We start from the raw sequence: 17,988 nt of genomic DNA on the forward strand, positions 1-17,988 counted from the left end.
CGGTCCTACTCGACCGCCGCGCCCACCGTGTTCTCCTCGCGATGCTTGCGCAGGTCGGCGATCTCGCGTTCGAAATCCTCGGCGGAACTGAAGGATCGATACACCGAGGCGAACCGCAGGTAGGCGACCTCGTCGAGATCACGCAGGGGACCCAGGATCGCCAAACCCACCTCGTGGCTGGGGATCTCGGGGGAACCCTTGGCGCGCACCGCATCCTCGACCTGCTGGGCGAGCAGATTGAGCGCGTCGGAGTCGACCTCGCGACCCTGGCAGGCGCGGCTCACACCGCGCACGACCTTCTCACGGCTGAACGGTTCGGTGACGCCGCTGCGCTTCACCACCGACAGAATCGCGGTTTCGACCGTGGTGAACCGGCGCCCACACTCCGGGCAGGCACGCCGCCTCCTGATGGCGCTGCCTTCCTCGGCCTCACGTGAGTCGACCACCCTCGAATCGGGGTGGCGACAATACGGGCAATGCATCCGGGATCCTTCGTCGATGCCTGGGATCAGAAACCTCGAGCAATCTCGAGGATACCGCGACCGGCGCGGTCCGCGGCGTCCGCCCGGGTCTCCCGGCCGCAATCAGGTGGTCAGCCGCCATTGCGCGGTCAGATCCGCGAGCAGATCCGGCAGCCGCCGCACCAGCCGCCCATTGGTCAGCATGTCCGGGAACGGCACCGCCAGAAGCGGTCTCGCGACCGACGGGTTCGCGCACAGCTCCAGATAGCGCGGCAGCAGGTCGTGGGTGATGTAGTTCCACCGCGTGTCGCGGTCGGCCCAGTCGAAATCGGGCAGCGGCGCGCGCAGCGACAGGGCGCCCGCGGTGAGGGTCACGGGGGCGAACACCCCGGGCGCCAGCACTCCGGGCACCGCGGCCTTGCCCGCGACGGTGCTCACGTAGGTCATGACCCGGCCCATGGCTCCGCGACCGTGCGAGGTCACGTCCCACTGGTCGGCGACGATCTGGTTCTGTTCCCGGTCGGTCATGCGCAGCGCGGCGTCGGCCAGACCGGCGTCGCCGCCCGCGGCCAGTTCTCGCCAGGCGGTGATCGCGTTGTCGTCGAGCACCCCGGCCCGGTACATCTCCTCGACTCCGGCCGGGCCGTCGGCGGCGTAGGCCTCGTGCATGGGGACCTGGTCGATGAAGATGTGCTTCTGCATGATCATCAACCTCGTCTGATACCAGGCCAGGTCCTCGGCCGTGAGCCGCTCGCCCTCGGTGCTCAGGGTGCGCAGGTCGGCGGGCAGCAGGTCGAGCAGCGGCTGCGGGGTGCCGCGCAGCAGATCGGCGACCCCGTCGCCGAGCTGATGCACGCCCGGCACGCTGACGATCGAGGCGACGTCGCCCATATCGAAGAACCCGGAGGCGAACGAGCCGCCGGCCAGACCCGCCAGCCCGGTCCACCAGAACTCCGGATGGGAGTTGTTCAGCCGCAGGTAATTCACGTAGACCTGGGTGAAGGTGCGGGAGTTGGCCGCGACCCCGCGCTCGGGATCCCAGGCGGCCAGGTCGATATCGGCATTGCGGGCGGCCACGGCCAGCCAGTACTGATGCAGCAGCGTCGCGTAGTGGCGCGGTTCGACGCCCGCGGCACGGGCCTGGTCGAGGGCGTCGCGCAGGACGTCCGGCTCCAGGGGCAGCGCCGGGTTCAAGCGACCGCCGCCCGCGCCGTCGCCATTGACCGACGGCAGGTCCAGGTATGCGGCGTAGGCGGATTCGGCGTGCGTGACCGGCGCCGTCGCCAGCCCGACCAGCAGGCAGGTGAGCACCCCGGCCACCCGGATCAACCCTCGAACTCTCGGCATTACGCCCCCTGTCGCGCTTGTCGCCGCTGTCACATTTCCGAGGGGAACCTAGCAACACGTTTCAGTTTTCAATCTGCATATTCGGCCATCCTGTGGCCGTAGATCGCTCACTCACTCCCGGCTACGGCGAGGCAACCACCGCAGCGTCGGCACCGCTACCGCGCGGGAGCGGGCGCCATCTGCACCGCAGACGGCACGGCCGGGGTGGTCTGCGAATCGAAGTCGCCGGAACGCAATTGGGCCAGGGCGAGCAATCCGGCCACGGCCAGCGCGCTCACCAGCGCGGTGACGGCCAGCGCCGCGAAGCCCGCCTGGGCGCGCTGCACGCGCCGGAGCGGATGCACGCCGCGAGCGCGTGTCGCCGCGTGTCGAACGACCAGATGATCGCGTCGAACACCCGTGCGCGCGACGGGCCGGACCCGCGCGCGGCACGGCCGGCGCTCGGCGGCCGGACGCACGACGGCGTCGGCCGTCGCCGCGACAGGGCGCTCCGAGCGCAGCTCGAACGGGATGGTGTCGAATCCCAAATCGCTTCCGAGAGTGTCGATTTCGCTGACCATGGCGCGCATCGAAGAAACCTCCAAGGTAGGGCGGACCGAATGATGCTGGACGACTGACTCGCTCATGTGTTCGAAGAACTGATGTTCGAATTTCTACCACGGGCCACCGACAATGTCACTCATTTCCCCGACATGCGTCGAACAGATGTTTGATCACACGCGTCACACGGACTACAGTCGAGTCACGAGTTCCCCGGACCTGGTCCGGGAACGAATTCCGATGAGCGACAGCAGTGAACGGAGGACAGCGGCGGTGAGCGAACACGGCGGCGCGGAAGGTGACAACGGACCCCTTGGTCTCTCGGGAGGCGACTCCCCCTCCACCGAAACGTCCGGCACCGGCGCGGAGTTGACGGTGCGCCAGCGCAAGGTGCTCGAGGTCATCCGCACCTCCGTGCACGACCGCGGCTATCCGCCCAGCATCCGCGAGATCGGCGATGCCGTCGGCCTCACCTCGACCTCCTCGGTGGCGCACCAGTTGCGCGCCCTCGAGCGCAAGGGCTATCTACGCCGCGACCCGAATCGTCCACGCGCCGTGGATGTCCGGGGCCTGGACGAGACGGCCGTGCGCGCCGCCACCGGCGTGGCCAAGCTCCGCGCGGTGCACACCGAGGCGCAGGAATCCTCCGACGAGCACCCGATTCCTACTTACGTCCCGGTGCTGGGCCGGATCGCCGCCGGTGGCCCGATCCTGGCCGAGCAGGCGGTGGAGGACGTCTTCCCGCTGCCGCGCGAACTGGTCGGCGAGGGTTCGCTGTTCCTGCTCAAGGTCGTCGGCCAGTCCATGATCGACGCCGCCATCTGCGACGGCGACTGGGTGGTCGTGCGCCAGCAGAACGTGGCCGACAACGGCGACATCGTGGCCGCCATGATCGACGGCGAGGCCACCGTGAAGACGTTCAAGCACACCGGTTCCCAGGTGTGGCTGATGCCGCACAACCCCCTGTTCGAGCCGATTCCGGGCAATGACGCCCAGATTCTCGGCAAGGTCGTCACGGTGATTCGCAAGATCTGACCGTGCCGCCACTGTCGTGACCCGGTGACCGCCCCGCAGACCGGCCGCCGGGTCACGACAGTCGTATCTCTCGGTCGTATGTCTCAGTGGTCGATCACGCCGTTCCAGACCGCGTGCGCCCCCGAGTCCCCGACCCGATAGGTCTGCCACGCGGCCGCGCCACCGGCGGCGAGCACCAGGACGGCGATCACCGCCACCACCGTGCGCCCGAGCGGCCGCCCGCGCCCCTGCCGCAGGTGTAGGAAGACCAGCAGCGCGGCCGTGATCAGCAGCGGCGCAACGAAATACACCATCTGATGCCCGAGCCGGGCATGCTCGTCGACGACGGGCGGATCGCCCAGCCGGTGCTGAAACCACTCCCCCGCATCGACGGTGATCGGCATCAGCGCGGTCACCACGACCGACAGCACGACGGCCGGCCAGATCAGCCGGGCCCGCGCCGCCGGCCAGACCGCGCACAGGATCAGCAGCCCCGCGGTCAGCGGGACCAGCACGACGATCACGTGCACGAACAGGACATGGGCCGGCAGCCCATTGAATGTCGACATATTTCGGCTCTTTCGAACTCGGCGAAAAGCCCGGCGTATCAGTACAACGTATGTCGACGCTGCGCGGTTCGGTTGGCGCGCCGAATCGTTCGGCGATTCGGTGATTCAGCGCGCGGACCTCAGTCTTCGGTGGGCACCACGATGCGGGTCAGCAACTGGGTGGGAGCCTCGTCGACGTGAGCGACCGGTTCCGCGGCCGGGGTGGCCTCGATGGGTCGCGGCGACGCGGAGGCTTCCCGGTCGGCGGCTTCCGACTCGACGCTCGTCCCGCTCTCGACCGGATGCGGCTGGGACGCCGGAACTTCCGCGACCGGTGTCGCGGGCGGATCCGAGACCGGATTCGACGCGGCGGCCGCGTCGACGGGATTGTCCCGGTCGGCGGACGGGTCCGAGGTCAGGGCGGCCAGGCGGCGAGCCCGCAGGTCCCCGCTCAGCACCGCGTTCGACGGTTCGGCGGCGGCCGGGGAGCGGACGATGCGCCGGGTGGCGATGTCCTCGGCGGGGGTGATGCCCGTCCCGACCGCAGGGCCCGTCCCGACCGCAGCGCCTGAGGCGGGCGCGACGCCCGGCGCGGGGGCACTGCCCGGGGCGGCGGCCGGCAGACCGGACCCCGCGACGAATCCGAGCACCTCGTACTGCGTGCCGATGGTCATGACGGCCGAATTCTTGTCGTGCGCAATGTATCCCTGGTTGGTGCCGATGACGCGGCGCAGGGATTCCAGCCAGCGGTGATCGAGCACCCGGCAGTCGGCCCACGGGAAGTACTCGAGTCCGGTGCGGAGGTAGAAGCGGTCCCCGATGCGCGCACCGCGCAGCAACTCCAGCAGCCACGCGTCGATCAGGTTGGGCTGGGCATTGCGGTAGATGCGCGAGCGCGGGGGAACGGAACCGTTCGCGAATTCCCCGAAGGCGTTCAGCAACTCACCCGGAAACTCTTCTATCTTCCCAAAACCGACAACATCTAAACCAAGAAGTTGCTCCGGAAGCTGGGCGGCAATCCTGCGCTCGTCATGCAGTTTGAACTTCCTATTGATGTTCTCAGTGCGCATTTATCTCCGACTTCCAGTCCAAGCTTCACGGAACACTAGCATGAACCCGACCGTTTCAAACCAGTTCGGTCGGGCGACCAATATACCGGTTCGGCAACGTACCGCTACAAATGCGCAACCATGGGTTACGGCTATCACGGGGCGGCTCCGCGCCCGATCGGCGTCAGCGCGGCGGGTGGCCGACGATGATTTCGCCCTGCGTCTCCAAGCCCGGATTGCCAGGGTCCCAGTAGTTTCCGTGGGCGAACACATCGACCGGCAAGGCCCGCAACAGCGGAAGGTCGAGACTGGACCCCGAAGATGTGAAAACTGTTGCGCGAAATTCGCGATCGGTGGGATCGGTCCCGTGCAGAAACTGTCCGAGCCGCGGCACCGGATCGGCCGGGTCGGCGGTGGCGAACACATGCGCACCGTTGCGGCCCGCAGGTATACCCGTCAGCCGCAATTGTGAAACATCATCTACGCCGACCCCGGGGCTGCCCGCGAACACCACCGCGTCGGCCGCCAGACGGTTAGCTCCGGATGCGGCCGCGCCGATCACGGTGCTCCCGTAGCTGTGCCCGATGACCGTGCTGTGCGCTGCGGGCCCGGTGTGCGAGGCGCGCAGCCCCGCCTCGAACCGGTCGAGGGCGACCCCGCCCTCGCGCGCTCGCCGATCACCCATCGCCGCACCCAGATCCGGCGGTGCGTCGTACCCGTACCACGCGATCACCGCGGTCCGGGCGGACGGATCGGCGCGCTGCGCCGCCGCCAGCAGCGATCGCGAGCGATCGATTCCGACGCCGAGGGTGCCCAGCGGTGACCCGGTACCGGGGACGAAGGTCGCGACATTGGCGGCGGTATCCGGATTGCCCAGCGCGATCGCGGCGTGCCCGCGATCGTCGACGGATACGAGCAGCCGCGGGGGCTGGCCGGATCCGGTCCCCGTGGCAGCGCCCTGGTCGGCCGGGCCATTCGGGCCGAGTTGATCGATCACCGCCGTGTACTCGGCGAGCCGGGTGCGGATCTCCACCCGCTCGGCTTCCCACTGCCGCAACCGAATCCAGCCGTCGCCATCGGTGGGGAGATCGCTGCCGCGCACCCAGTCGGGATGCCGGTCGGTCAACCGCTGGTAGTCGGCCGCCGCGCGGTCACGCAACCGGGTGACCGCGAGCCGGTTGTAGTGATCGCGCGCCAGTGCCGGAATCCCGTCGCGGTCACCGAGCAACGGATCGAAGGCGACCAGCGCGTCCTGGTCGGCGGGCGAGAGCGAATCCCACAGTGCGCGTAGCACTGTCGGGTCGTCGGGCAGCAGCGCGGTCCCATCGAGATAGCCGGCGACACGCGCGCTGGGCCCTGGGATCGGATCGAGGCGCAGCGCCGTGAGCGCGTCCGCGACCGCCCTCAGTTGTGTCCCGGCCCGCTCGTCGGTTTCCCCGGCCGTGTCCAGCAGTGGAATCAGTCGTGCCCGCAGCTCCTGGGCCTTGGCATCGAAGCCGGCCTGGAAGAGCAAGTCCAGCACCGGGTTTCCGGTATCCGACCGGGGCGGGGTGACTTCGCCGTTGTCCAGGATCCGGCATCCGTGCGCGTGGGCCTCGGCTTCGATCTCCCGCACCAGCGTGCACACCCGCTCGAGCACCGCCACCGCACCGAGTGCTTCGGCGATATCCAGCAGAGCCGTCCCGATATGGTTGCCCGTCACCTGCGCCGCCATCGCCCGCAAGGCCGCCGCGGCCCCGGCCGCGCCTTTCCACCCGCCGACCGTCACCTCGGCCAGCCGCCGGACCCGGGTCATCGCCCCGTCGAATGCCGAAGCCGCGGCCAGCACACCCGTGCCGGCCTCGCCCGCGGCTTCCGGCCGCCACCCGTCCACCTGCGCCATCGTCGCCCTCCCCACGCGCCCGTCCCCTCTCGCGAACCCGCCGACCCGGACCTTCGGCCGTCCAGCCGAACCCGGTTCGAGAACCAGGCGGCTGTTCAGGAAGCAGGATGTAGATAGGAATCGATCTGGTTCTTCAAATCGCGTTCCGCGTCCGCGTAGGTGGTGTGGGCGCGCTCGGCGCCGTCGGCGAGGGTGCGCAGGCAGTCCCCCATGCGGGTCACGCTCGAGCGCAGCGGGTCGCCGAGGGTGGCCGCCGCGGCCCCGAGCGCCGAATTCGGCATGGCGCGAGCCACTCTGGCGATCAGATCGACCGGGTCGATGGATGCGACCGCGTCGGCCTCGTGTCGCATGCCCGCCGCCATGATTCGAAGCGCCGCGATGTCGGCGCGCAGCATGTCCGCCATGCCTGTCCCCATTCGTCGTGGTCACACAGTAGCGGGGGCCAGGCGGCGCGGCAGGACGAGAAAACCCGGGTGTGGACAGCGCAGTGGCTGTTCACATTTCGCGATCGGCGCCGGTCAGGGGGTGACGCGCTCGCGGCGGGCGGCCTCGCGGGCCAGGGCGCGGTCGCGTTGTTCCTCGAAACGCACCACATCCTTGGCGAGCTTCTCGAGGAAGGCGGCCAATTCCTCCCGGATCCGCTCGCCCGGATCGGTGAAGTCGGTGCGCTCGAAGATGTTCCATTTGCGCAGTACCGGCCAGATCACCTCGTCGAGATGCTGGCGCAGATCGTAGATGCCGTGTTTGGCGATGAGCACGCTGTTGCGGCGGAAATCCGGCATGCCCGCCCCCGGCATGCGGAAGTTGCGGATGACGGCATCGATTGCCGCGAGCGCGTCGTCGGGTACCAGGTCGAGGGTGGCGCCGCAGATATTGCGGTAGAAGACCATGTGCAGGTTCTCGTCGGCGGCAATCCGCCCGAGCATGCGGTCGGCGATGGGATCCTCGCAGGCCCGGCCGGTATTGCGATGCGAGACCCGGGTCGCCAATTCCTGGAAGGTCACATAGGCGACGCCGTGCAGGACCGCGTGCTGTCCGGTCCCGGTGGGATCGTCGACCCCCTGGCCCATACACGTCATTCGCGCCTGTTCCAGGGCGACGGGATCGACGCCGCGGGTGACGACCAGATAGTCGCGCAGCACGATGCCGTGCCGATTCTCCTCCGCGGTCCAGCGGTCCACCCAGACCCGCCACGCGCCGTCGCGGGAGAATGCGTCGGAGATGAGACGGTGGTAGGAGGGCAGGTTGTCCTCGGTGAGCAGGTTGGTGATCATGGCGGCACGCGCCACCTCGCCTAGCCTGGATTGACCTGGCTCCCAATCGATTCCGCCCATGGCAGCGAAATTGCGGCCCTCGTCCCACGGCACGTAGTCGTGCGGATGCCAGTCCTTGGCCAGGGCGAGATGCCGGTTCAGATTCGCTTCGGCGACCGGTTCGAGTTCGGCCAGGAGCGCTGTCGGAGTCATGGATTCGGCCACGTCGTGTCCCTGCTGTACGACTTGTATTTCATTGCGGCCGATACCCGGCCGTTACCCCATCGCGAGCCTACCCGGATATTCGACACGTCGCAGCGTGCCGCCGCAAGACGACCGTTCGATTTCGATCTTCGATTCGTGTTCAATGAACCGGGCAATCAGATTTCCCGCTGCCGCGAATCCTTCGGATAAATCGGGCAACACCGGTCCGCACGCCGGCGATCGCGTTAATGTCGATCTGCGCGTGCGCGATTCACCGGGGAAATTACGTGTGTGATACCTGAGGAGGGCAGATGGCGGCCGTTCCCGCTGCTGCGAGAAAGGCACTACCCACCATCGTCTTCACCGTACTGGTGGCGGTCGCGGCCCTCTGGCAGCGCGAGGCGTTGCTGACCGGTGTCCACGCCCTGGCCGGAGCGGACATGCGCTGGTTGCTGGTAGCCGCACTGGCCACGCTGGCATTGTGGCCCACCTCGGTGTTCATGCTGCGCGGTTCGATTCCCGCCGACACCTCCGCCCGGCAGTTGTTCGCGCTGCAACTCGCGGTGCCAGCCATCGGCCTGGTGCCGGCCGCGTCGCTGCTGCTGCGACTGCGGTTTCTGCGGCGCACCGGTCTCGATCACGCGGGGGCGCTGGCGTCCATGGCGCTGATGGGCTTCGCCGCGCTGATGGTGCGGGTGCCGCTGGTGGTGGTCGCGGTGCTGGCCGCCCCGAGCCTGATGAGCCGCAACGGCGCGCAACCCCCGTGGCACGATCTGGGCGCCCGCGCCGGGCGCACCTGGCATCATCTGGTCGGCGACAATCCTTGGCGCACCGCCGGATTCGTCGCGGCCGGGGTGCTGGCCGTCGCCGTGCTCGCGGGGCTGTCGGCGCTGGCGCTCAACCGCCGCGTGCGGGCGCACGGCGGGTGGCGGCATCAGTTCACCCGGGTGCGGCATGTCCGCACGAACGCACTGTCGGCGTGGAAATCGGTGGCGGCGACCGCGTTTCGGCCACGCCGGGCCGCCGCGCTGTGGATCTGCGCGCTGATTCAGCCGCTGCTGATGGTGGTGGCGCTGTGGGCGGTGCTGCACGCGGTGGGCGCGAATCTCAGCCTGCCCGATACCTTCGTGGTGGAGCTCGTGACCGTCGCGCTGGCTCCGCTGCTGCCGTCACCGAACGGCGTGGCCGCCAAGGAGATCACCATCGCGGCCGGGCTCACCGCGGTCGCGGGGCTGACCGCCGGGGTGGCGGTGGGTGCGGCCCTGGGGTTCCGGTTGCTCACCTTCTGGTGCCAGATTCCGCTGGGCCTGGCCTCGTTCGCCTATTTGAACCACCGCCGCGCCATCTGAGCGCCGGCACGCCCGGGGGGCGCGGCGGTGTCGGTTCGTGCGAGAACTACTTGTTGAGCTGGCAGTCGATGGTCGAGAACTTCGCGATGCCGCCCCAGGTGGTCTGCGCGACGCCCTGCGCCTGGCGCTTGTTCTTCTTGGCCTGCACGGTGATCGTCGGCAGCGTCTCCCCCGCCCAGGTCTGCGCATTGCAGGTGTAGGTCGGCGTATCCGCCTGTGCGGGCGCGGCCACCGCGCCGACGGCCGGGGCCAGGGCGAAGACGGCCACCGGCAGGCCGATCAGGTATTTCTTGCTCACGTCGAACTCCTCAGGTCTCGGGGTGAGCCGGGGCCCGCGGTCTCGGATGAGCCGGGGCCCAGGGCAGCCCAGATTCTCGCACGCCATCGGCGAGCCCGCCGCCGAACCCCGCGATCATGGCCGACGATGAGGGGCACTTTCGATGCCCCCGCGGCGTTGATCACGGTAAGGCGGCCATTACGAAGGAGTTCGCGCCATGTCGTTCATCGGGAGCCTGCTCGGGCTGGTCCTGACGCTATTCCTGCTGGTATTGATCGCCCGGCTCATCCTGGATTGGATCGTCACGCTCAGCGACAATCCGCAGGGTGTCCGCCGTCCCCGCGAGATCGTGTACCGGTTCACCGAACCGGTGATCGCCCCGGTGCGGCGGGTGCTCAAGCCGGTGCGGCTCGGCGGTGTGCAGATCGATCTGGCGTTCACGGCGGTGTTCATCGCGGTGCTGATTCTGCGGGCCGTGGCGTTCGCGCTGTGAGGTCCGGGACGGGAAAGTTGCTGGGCCGCAACAGGAATACGGTCGCGAGCATCAGCACGCCGGCCGCGCCGATGGCCGTGCGCGAGCCGACGAGCGCGGCGAGCAGCCCCCACAACGCGGTCAGTGCAGCGGTGGTGGTGCTGCCGGTGATCGACCACGCGGACAGGGTCCGGGTGACGCGATCGGGTGCGGTGTTCTCCAGCCGGTAGGTGGCGTACACCGGATTGAAGATCCCGCAGCAGGTGATGAGCCCGAACTCGACCGCCATCACCAGCAGCAGTCCGGTGAGTCCCGGTCCGATGCCCGCCAAGGCCACCGACCAGCAGGCCCGCAGGACGCCCGACACCAGCAGCACCCGGCGTGCCCCGAATCGCGCGGACAGCGGCGCCGCCAGCCGGGATCCGAGCAGACCACCCAGGCAGGGCAGGCTGAACGCGAGCCCGTACTGCCAGGGCGCGAAGCCGAGATCACGCAGCATGATCACGGCCAGCAGCGGCGCGGTCGCCATGATCAGGCCGTTGACCAGGACCGTATTGAGAAACAGCGGCCGCAGCGCTCGATGGGACAGGATGTAGCGCCAGCCCTCGGCGAGATCACGCGGCCGAAAGCCGCCGCTCGGATTCGATGCGGGTGCCGCTTCGCCGCCGCCGATCGCGCGAATTCCCCACGCGGACAGCAGAAAACTGACCGCGTTCGCCGCGGTGGTGATCACCGGTCCGAAGATTCCGATGGCCGCGCCCCCGAGCGGTGGTCCCAGCACCGAGGCGGTCCACATGGTGGATTCGAACCGCCCGTTCGCGACGAGCAGGTCCGGTCCGGCCACCAGAGATTTCAGGTAGGCCCCGCTGGCCGCCTTGAACGCCAGGTCGGAGGCGGCCACCAGGACGGCGACCACCAGCAGTTGCGCGAAACTCAGCGCGCCCAGCGCGTAGGCCACCGGAACGCTCGCCACCACCGCGCAGCGCACCACATCGGTGGCGATCATGACGGGGCGTTTGCGCCGGAACTCCATCCACGGCCCCAGCGGCACCGCCAGCACCGCTCCGACCGCCAATCCGGCGGCCGCCAGGAGCGACACCTGTCCGGGCCCGGCGTGCAGGGCCAGCACCGCGATCAGCGGGAACGCGTCGAAGGCCAGCCAGGATCCCGCCGTGCTCACCGCGAACGCGGCCCACAGCCAACCGAATTCGCGCCCCAGCGACCTGCCCGCCATACCTGTGCCTCCCGATCCGCCGATGTTCCGCGAGATCGAAACAGAGGCCTGGAGGACCGGGCAAACAACCGCGCGCTCGGCGAGCCACAACCGGATGTTGTACGGCGAGTTCGCGACGGTCGGGCGCGCGCGTCCCGGAATATCCTCGGGCCCGCGGTGATTGGATGGGGGCATGACGAGCGCTGATCTACTGGTGGATGGTTTCGGTCGAGTCAAGGAGAACGTGCACGGCGCGGTCGCGGGTCTCACCCAGCAGGAGCTGGGCACCCGCCTCGACGGCACCGCGAACTCCATCGCCTGGCTGATCTGGCATCTGACCCGCGTGCAGGACGATCATGTCGCCGAGGTGGCGGGCCGCGAGCAGGTGTGGACGGCGGCGGGCTGGGCCAAGCGGTTCGAGCTGCCCTTCGACGACTCCGCGACCGGCTACGGCGACGATTCGGCCGAGGTGGAGGCGCTGTCGAACGTGCCCGCGGAATTGCTGCTGGGCTATTACGACGCCGTCCACGCGCAGACCATCGAGTACGTCTCCGCGCTCACCGATGCCGATCTGCCCCGCGTCGTCGACACCCGCTGGGATCCGCCGGTCACCCTGGGCGTCCGCCTGATCAGCGTCATCGACGACGATATCCAGCATTCCGGGCAGGCGGCGTTCGTGCGCGGGGTGCTGTTGCGGCGCCGCTGAATTCGGCGGCCGCGGCACTCATCGGCCCGGGCGATTTCAGCGATCGGCGTCGATGATCACATTGATCGTGCGATTCGATCCGACGGAGAATCCTGGCATGGGATTCTCCATCGATCGATTCGATCATGTGGTGATCAACTGTCATGACCCCGCGGCCACCGCGGACTGGTATGCCCGGGTGCTCGGCATGACGGTCGAGAAATTCGGGCCCGCCGGCCGGACCGCTTTGCGGTTCGGCAATCAGAAGATCAATCTCCGTCCGCTGGGCGCCCTGGACACCGACCCCGCCTGGACCACGGCCGCCACGGAAGCGGCGGGCGCGCAAGATCTTTGCTTCGTCACGACGACCTCCCCCGACGAGGTCGCCGCACATCTCACCGCCTGCGGCGTCACGATCGAGCAGGGCCCGGTGACCAAGATCGGGGCACTGGGCGACATGATCTCGCACTACTGCCGCGATCTGGACGGCAACCTGATCGAGATCGCCGTCTATCCGGAGTAGGCGCCGGCACCGGTCGGCCATTCGTAGCGCACGCCGGTGAGGCGTTCGCTGAGCCCCCACAGCCAGCGCGCGTAGGCGCGACTGTGCGCCAGCGGGTTGCGCAGTGTGCGGCGCGGATAGCCGGCGAACTCGAAACCCGGTCCGAGATAGGTGTTTCCGGGCAGGTCGGGCATGGTGGCGGCATACAGTTGCGGCAACGCGCCCCTGTGGTCGGGCTGGGCGAGGGCGTAGAGGATGCGCTGCGGGACCGCCGCCAGCGTCGCCGCCACGCCCCGTTCGCCATCGCGGTCGTAGAGCGCGGTGGCCGACAGGCCCGGATGCGCGGCGATCGCGGTCAGCGCGGTCCCGGCGGCGCGGGCGCGGCGGTCGAGTTCGGCGGTGAACAGCAGGTTCGCCAGTTTGGACTGGGCGTAGGCGGGCCAGCGCAGATACAGCCGACGCCAATTCGGGTCGGCCGGATTGATCGCGCCACCCCACGCGGCGATCGAGGACACCGTCACCACCCGGGGCCGCGGCGAGCGCAGCAGGGCGGGCAGGATCGCGCCGGTGAGGGCGAAGTGGCCCAGGTGATTGGTGCCGAACTGGGCGTCGAACCCGTCGGCGGTGCGGGACCGCGGGACCGCCATCACCCCGGCATTGTTCACCAGCAGATCGACCGCGCCGACGCTGACGTCGACATGGTCGGCCGCCCGGCGCACCGAGGTGAGATCCGCCAGATCCAGCGGCAGCACTTCGGGTTTGGGTCCGGTGGCGGCCGCGCCGACCGCCTCCAGGGCGGCGGCGACCTTGATCTCGTTGCGGCAGGCCAGCAATACCCGCGCGCCCTTGGCCGCCAGCGCCTCGGCCGTGCGCAGGCCCAGGCCGCTGTTGGCGCCGGTGACGAGGGCGGTCTTGCCGGATTGGTCGGGAATATCGGCCGTGGTCCAGCGCCGCGGGAGGATGGGAACCGAGCTCATGAGGAAATCCCTTCTGTCCCAGACACAGTAGCCGACGGTGTCGGGTTGCGGCACGAATGCGCACCTCCTCGTCTGGGACACAATGGAGCGGAGGGCCTTCCTCGACGGCATGCGTGCGAGTGTCGGCCTGCCACAGGGGAATTCTCGGGTTAGCCTCGGACAGCGCTCGCGAACTTCTCTGCAGGACATGCCCATTGCTGGAAGAGGATACGAAAAGTGAATAGCCTGGCAGATTTCTCCACCCGCAACGGCGGATTCCGCAATGTCGTGGTCTCCGCGGTCGAGATGACCACCTCCCTCGCCCCGGACACCGAAGGCACCTGGCAGGGCCTGCTTTCCGGGGCCAGCGGCATCTCCACCCTCTCCGATCCGGAATTCACCAAGTTGGGCTTGCCGGTCACCATCGGCGGCAAGCTCGCGGCGGATCCGACCGACGAACTGGACCGGATCAAGAAGCGCCGCATGTGTTACGTGCAGCAGATGTCGTATGCGATGGGCAAACGCCTGTGGGACACCGCCGGTCGCCCGGAGGTCGACAAGGATCGGCTGGGGGTGTGCATCGGGACCGGACTCGGCGGGGCGGACACCATCGTGGACGCCAACGACGCCATGCGGGAGCACGGTTATCGCAAGGTGTCGCCGTTCGCGGTGCCGATGTCGATGCCCAACGGGGTGTCCGGGGTGGTCGGGCTGGAACTCGGGGCGCGCGCGAGCCTGGTCACCCCGGTGTCGGCGTGCGCGTCGGGCAACGAGGCGCTGGTGCATGCCTGGCGGTCGATCGTGCTGGGCGAGGCCGACATGATCGTGGCCGGCGGAGTGGAGGGCTACATCAATCCCGTTGCGATCGCCGGATTCTCGATGGCGCGGGCGCTGAGCACCCGGCTCGACGAACCCGAACGCGCCTCCCGGCCCTTCGACCGGGACCGGGACGGTTTCGTCTTCGGTGAGGCGGCCGCGCTGCTGCTGGTCGAAGCCGAGGAGCACGCGCTGGCTCGCGGGGCCACGCCGCTGGCCCGGCTGCTCGGGGCGGGGCTGACCGCCGACGGCTATCACATGGTCGCCCCCGATCCGGAGGGCCTGGGCTGTGCGCGCGCCATGCGCCGGGCGGTGCAGTCGGCCGGAGTCTCGGCCGCCGAGGTCGATCACGTCAATGCCCACGCCACCGGCACCAGCATCGGCGATCTGGCCGAGGCCAGAGGCATTGCCGCGGCCATCGGCACCCATCCGTCGGTGTACGCGCCCAAATCTGCGCTGGGGCACTCGGTGGGCGCGGTCGGCGCGCTGGAGGCGATCATCTCGGTGCTGACCCTGCGCGATCAGGTGATTCCCCCGACCCTCAATCTGGACAACCAGGACCCGGAGGTGGATCTGGACGTGGTCCACACCAAGCCACGCCACACCGATGTCGAGTTCGCGCTCAACAATTCGTTCGGTTTCGGCGGCCACAACGCGGCGGTTCTGTTCGGCCGCTACTGACCCTCGTTCGCCGAGATCACGGCCGAAGGTCACCGTCTCCAAACGTATTGGGGGCCGCCGGAATACGATGTCCCTCCACTACCCCTTATTTCCCCCCGAGGAGACGATGTGAACACCGATCAGCCGCCCGCCGAGCCGCCGACCCGCGGCGCGCGCGTGATCCTGGTCGTCATGGCCCTCACGGTGATCACCGCCCTGGTCACCGCGGCCATGGTGGCCGCGGGGTAACGCTCAGGCCGTGGCGCTGTGCCGGTGCTGTCCGGATTCGGCGGTGAGGCCGAGCAACTCGTCGAATCGGGCCAGCACCTTGGTGTGATACATGGCGAACAGGTCCTCGAACAGCGCCAGCTGGGCCGGGGAGGGGCCGGTGCCGGAGTCCCAGACCGCCAGCAGCGCGCGCCACACCAGCACGTGCAGATCCGCCGAGACCGCGAAGTACGCCTCGACCGCCTCCGGCACCTCGAACAGCATCTCCCCGATCGAGTTGAGCACCGCGCGCTGCACGGTGTGGCCGAGATCGGTGAGCACCTCGCGCACCAGCGCCACCTCGAGCTCGAGCATGTGGGCGTGATCGGGTTCGGCGCGGCGGGCCTGGGTTTCGAGTTCGTCGACCGCGGCGGTCAAGGCGGCCGGATCGATCCCGCGCTCGGCGGCGGTGTAGTCGAGCAGGGCCTCGAGCACGATGGCGCGTTCGGCGGCCACGATATTGCCGAACATGGCGGCCGCGGTCTCGGGTGCGTGCATGGACAGCCGGAACAGCCGGCGATACACATCCAGCCCGCCCGTGCGGCGGACGTCGCGGACGGTGAAGCCGCGCCCGCGGTGGGCGTCGACGAAGCCGTAGGATTCCAGCCGGCCCAGCACCAATTGCGCAGTGGCCCGGTTCATCTCGAATTCCTCGGCGACCTGGCGGACCGACGGCATCAGGTCACCGGGCGCGTACTCCCCGGTCGCGACGCGGCGAGCCAGCTCGTCGGCGACGTCGGCGACGACCGTCTGGGCACCCATCCTGTCACCTTTCGACAACTATCGGATACGTCCCAGACAGTTTAAGCTCTGGTGTGCCAGACTGCACGTGCATACACCCCCGGCACGTCCCGATATCAGGTATGACGATCGCCACGTATGGTGGAAAGGTACGCCGACCCGGGGTCGTATCCGGCGCACACGACGAGGTGAGCAATGTCGATTCGGCGAATCGGTGGACGACCAGGGGGCGAGGGGGACCGGCCGCCGGTGCACGCCGCCGTCCGCAATGCCAGAATCGCCAGTCTCCCGGTGGCTTTCGCCGGTCGGCAGGCGGCCGGGATCGGCAAGCGGGCCCTCGGCAAATCGACCGCCGAGATCAATGCCGACATCCAATTGCGCACCGCCCAGCACATTTTCGAGGTGCTCGGCGAATTGAAGGGCTGCGCCACCAAACTCGGGCAGCTGCTGTCGCTGTACGAACTGGCCCTGCCCTCGGAGATCGCGGCCCCCTACCGCACCGCACTGTCCCAGCTGCAGGATGCCGCCCCTACCATGCTGCCCGCCACCGTCCACGAGGCCATGACCACCGGGATGGGCGAGAACTGGCGCTGGCATTTCAGCGAATTCGACGATCGACGGGCCGCGGCGGCCTCGATCGGGCAGGTGCATCGCGCGGTGTGGCGCGACGGCCGTCAGGTGGCGGTCAAGGTGATGTACCCGGGCGCGCGTCAAGCGGTGCTGGCCGACCTCGAGCAGCTGCGCCGAATCTCGGTGCTGGCCACGGTCTTCGCGCCCGGCGCGGATGTTCCCGCGGTGACCGAGGCCATCTGCACCTGCGTCGCCGACGAGCTCGACTACGCCGCCGAGGCCGACCACCAGCGCCGCTTCGCCGCCGCCTACGCCGACGACCCGGACTTCGTGGTGCCCAATGTGCTGACCCAGCGCGGCGACGTCATCGTCACCGAATGGCTGCACGGCACACCGGTTTCCCGGATCATCGAATCCGGCACGCCCGCGGAACGCAGCCGAGTCGGCATGCTCATCATCCGATTCCTGCTGTCGTCCTGGTCGCGCACCGGGCTGCTGTACAGCGACCCGCATCCGGGCAACTTCCGGGTGCTGCCGGACGGGCGGCTGGGAGTGGTGGATTTCGGGGCCTGCACGCCGTGGCCGCCGCCGGGCTTCGAGGAATTGGTCGGCGAGCTCATGGACGCCACATTCAATGGGAGCACAGCCGATTTGGACGCCGCGATCCGCCGCCACCGCTTCGTACGGCCGGGCCGCAACTTCGACGTCGAAACGCTGGCCGAGGGCCTGTCCGCCGCCGGCGAACCCCTCACCTCCCCCACCTTCCGGCTGTCCACGGCGTGGCTGCGCGGCCACGTCCGTTCCGCATTGGCACCCCGGCTCTCCAACGTCAATCGCCAACTCGACATGCCCGCCTACTTCACCCCCTTCGCCCGCAGCTTCCTCACCGCCCTCGGCGTCGTCTGCCAACTCGAAACCGAGGGACCGATCCGCGCCGAATTCGCCCGCTGGTCACCCGAACTCGCCGCCGCCCTCGAACGCCACGACGCCCGCCGCGCCCAGCCCGTCGATCTCGGCATAGTCCGCCACCTACGCGCGGTTCCCCCGGGCCGCCGAGCCTCGATCGTCGGCTGACAATTCCCCTCGCGCAAATAGCGCTGACGCACAACAAATTCCAAAGACAGCTCCAGAATAAATACCGATAGCCCTTTTCGAAAACAGACCCAGCCAAATACAAATATC

Annotated in this window: 19 protein-coding genes; 7 read left to right on the forward strand and 12 right to left on the reverse strand. The window is 68.8% G+C overall.

Annotated features, from left to right (window positions below; all coding sequences use genetic code 11):
- Window positions 1-5: 5 nt before the first annotated feature.
- From nrdR to D7D52_RS35515, 3 genes are all read right to left on the reverse strand, one after another.
- Entirely contained in the window at window positions 6-482 is a 477-nt protein-coding gene (gene nrdR, locus D7D52_RS35505) for a transcriptional regulator NrdR (protein WP_120743342.1), read from the reverse strand.
- Between the two features lie 102 nt (window positions 483-584).
- Window positions 585-1,808, reverse strand: a complete 1,224-nt coding sequence (locus D7D52_RS35510) for a hypothetical protein (RefSeq protein WP_120743343.1) — start codon at window positions 1,806-1,808, stop codon at window positions 585-587.
- A 155-nt stretch (window positions 1,809-1,963) separates the two neighbouring features.
- Complete coding sequence (locus tag D7D52_RS35515; RefSeq protein ID WP_120743344.1) at window positions 1,964-2,377, reverse strand: hypothetical protein; 414 nt, start codon at window positions 2,375-2,377, stop codon at window positions 1,964-1,966.
- A gap of 340 nt (window positions 2,378-2,717) precedes the next feature.
- Here D7D52_RS35515 and lexA point away from each other — a divergent pair, with 340 nt between their 5' ends.
- The gene (gene lexA / locus D7D52_RS35520; RefSeq protein WP_484297971.1) at window positions 2,718-3,383 is read left to right on the forward strand and encodes a transcriptional repressor LexA; all 666 of its coding nucleotides are present in this window, start codon (window positions 2,718-2,720) and stop codon (window positions 3,381-3,383) included.
- An 83-nt stretch (window positions 3,384-3,466) separates the two neighbouring features.
- Here the strand turns inward: lexA and D7D52_RS35525 are convergent, their stop codons facing one another.
- The 5 genes from D7D52_RS35525 to D7D52_RS35545 form a co-directional block, all read right to left on the reverse strand.
- Entirely contained in the window at window positions 3,467-3,931 is a 465-nt protein-coding gene (locus tag D7D52_RS35525) for a DUF2231 domain-containing protein (RefSeq protein ID WP_120743346.1), read from the reverse strand.
- A gap of 119 nt (window positions 3,932-4,050) precedes the next feature.
- Entirely contained in the window at window positions 4,051-4,851 is an 801-nt protein-coding gene (locus D7D52_RS35530; RefSeq protein WP_120743347.1) for a hypothetical protein, read from the reverse strand.
- 292 nt (window positions 4,852-5,143) lie between these two features.
- Window positions 5,144-6,841 (reverse strand): alpha/beta hydrolase, encoded by a 1,698-nt coding sequence (locus tag D7D52_RS35535; protein ID WP_120743348.1) that lies wholly within the window; start codon window positions 6,839-6,841, stop codon window positions 5,144-5,146.
- A gap of 95 nt (window positions 6,842-6,936) precedes the next feature.
- Complete coding sequence (locus D7D52_RS35540; protein WP_120743349.1) at window positions 6,937-7,245, reverse strand: hypothetical protein; 309 nt, start codon at window positions 7,243-7,245, stop codon at window positions 6,937-6,939.
- A 114-nt stretch (window positions 7,246-7,359) separates the two neighbouring features.
- Window positions 7,360-8,307, reverse strand: a complete 948-nt coding sequence (locus D7D52_RS35545; protein WP_120744705.1) for an acyl-ACP desaturase — start codon at window positions 8,305-8,307, stop codon at window positions 7,360-7,362.
- Between the two features lie 302 nt (window positions 8,308-8,609).
- Here D7D52_RS35545 and D7D52_RS35555 point away from each other — a divergent pair, with 302 nt between their 5' ends.
- Entirely contained in the window at window positions 8,610-9,647 is a 1,038-nt protein-coding gene (locus tag D7D52_RS35555; RefSeq protein WP_120743351.1) for a lysylphosphatidylglycerol synthase transmembrane domain-containing protein, read from the forward strand.
- Window positions 9,648-9,693: 46 nt separating this feature from the next.
- On the opposite strand, the gene D7D52_RS35560 is transcribed toward D7D52_RS35555, so the two are convergent.
- Window positions 9,694-9,945 carry a hypothetical protein gene (locus tag D7D52_RS35560; protein ID WP_120743352.1) on the reverse strand — a complete coding sequence of 84 codons (252 nt, stop codon included), beginning with the start codon at window positions 9,943-9,945 and terminating at the stop codon, window positions 9,694-9,696.
- Between the two features lie 196 nt (window positions 9,946-10,141).
- Here D7D52_RS35560 and D7D52_RS35565 point away from each other — a divergent pair, with 196 nt between their 5' ends.
- Window positions 10,142-10,417 (forward strand): YggT family protein, encoded by a 276-nt coding sequence (locus D7D52_RS35565; protein WP_120743353.1) that lies wholly within the window; start codon window positions 10,142-10,144, stop codon window positions 10,415-10,417.
- Here D7D52_RS35565 and D7D52_RS35570 read toward each other — a convergent pair.
- The gene (locus D7D52_RS35570; RefSeq protein ID WP_120743354.1) at window positions 10,374-11,630 is read right to left on the reverse strand and encodes an MFS transporter; all 1,257 of its coding nucleotides are present in this window, start codon (window positions 11,628-11,630) and stop codon (window positions 10,374-10,376) included. The genes D7D52_RS35565 and D7D52_RS35570 overlap by 44 nt on opposite strands.
- A gap of 172 nt (window positions 11,631-11,802) precedes the next feature.
- On the opposite strand from D7D52_RS35570, the gene D7D52_RS35575 reads away from it, so the two are divergent.
- A complete protein-coding gene (locus D7D52_RS35575; RefSeq protein WP_120743355.1) occupies window positions 11,803-12,315 on the forward strand; it encodes a mycothiol transferase in 513 nt (170 codons plus the stop codon).
- Between the two features lie 97 nt (window positions 12,316-12,412).
- On the forward strand, window positions 12,413-12,817 hold the full coding sequence (locus D7D52_RS35580; protein WP_120744706.1) for a VOC family protein: 405 nt from the start codon (window positions 12,413-12,415) through the stop codon (window positions 12,815-12,817).
- On the opposite strand, the gene D7D52_RS35585 is transcribed toward D7D52_RS35580, so the two are convergent.
- Complete coding sequence (locus tag D7D52_RS35585) at window positions 12,805-13,773, reverse strand: oxidoreductase (RefSeq protein ID WP_120743356.1); 969 nt, start codon at window positions 13,771-13,773, stop codon at window positions 12,805-12,807. The genes D7D52_RS35580 and D7D52_RS35585 overlap by 13 nt on opposite strands.
- 225 nt (window positions 13,774-13,998) lie before the next feature.
- On the opposite strand from D7D52_RS35585, the gene D7D52_RS35590 reads away from it, so the two are divergent.
- Window positions 13,999-15,249 carry a KasA/KasB family beta-ketoacyl-ACP synthase gene (locus D7D52_RS35590; protein WP_120744707.1) on the forward strand — a complete coding sequence of 417 codons (1,251 nt, stop codon included), beginning with the start codon at window positions 13,999-14,001 and terminating at the stop codon, window positions 15,247-15,249.
- A gap of 231 nt (window positions 15,250-15,480) precedes the next feature.
- On the opposite strand, the gene D7D52_RS35595 is transcribed toward D7D52_RS35590, so the two are convergent.
- Window positions 15,481-16,257: a GntR family transcriptional regulator gene (locus D7D52_RS35595; protein WP_120743357.1), complete on the reverse strand. Its 777-nt coding sequence runs from the start codon at window positions 16,255-16,257 to the stop codon at window positions 15,481-15,483.
- A 270-nt stretch (window positions 16,258-16,527) separates the two neighbouring features.
- On the opposite strand from D7D52_RS35595, the gene D7D52_RS35600 reads away from it, so the two are divergent.
- Window positions 16,528-17,880 (forward strand): ABC1 kinase family protein, encoded by a 1,353-nt coding sequence (locus D7D52_RS35600; protein WP_120744708.1) that lies wholly within the window; start codon window positions 16,528-16,530, stop codon window positions 17,878-17,880.
- Window positions 17,881-17,988 lie beyond the last annotated feature (108 nt).

This window comes from Nocardia yunnanensis, assembly GCF_003626895.1.
In the GTDB taxonomy this organism is placed as follows: Bacteria; Actinomycetota; Actinomycetes; order Mycobacteriales; family Mycobacteriaceae; genus Nocardia; species Nocardia yunnanensis.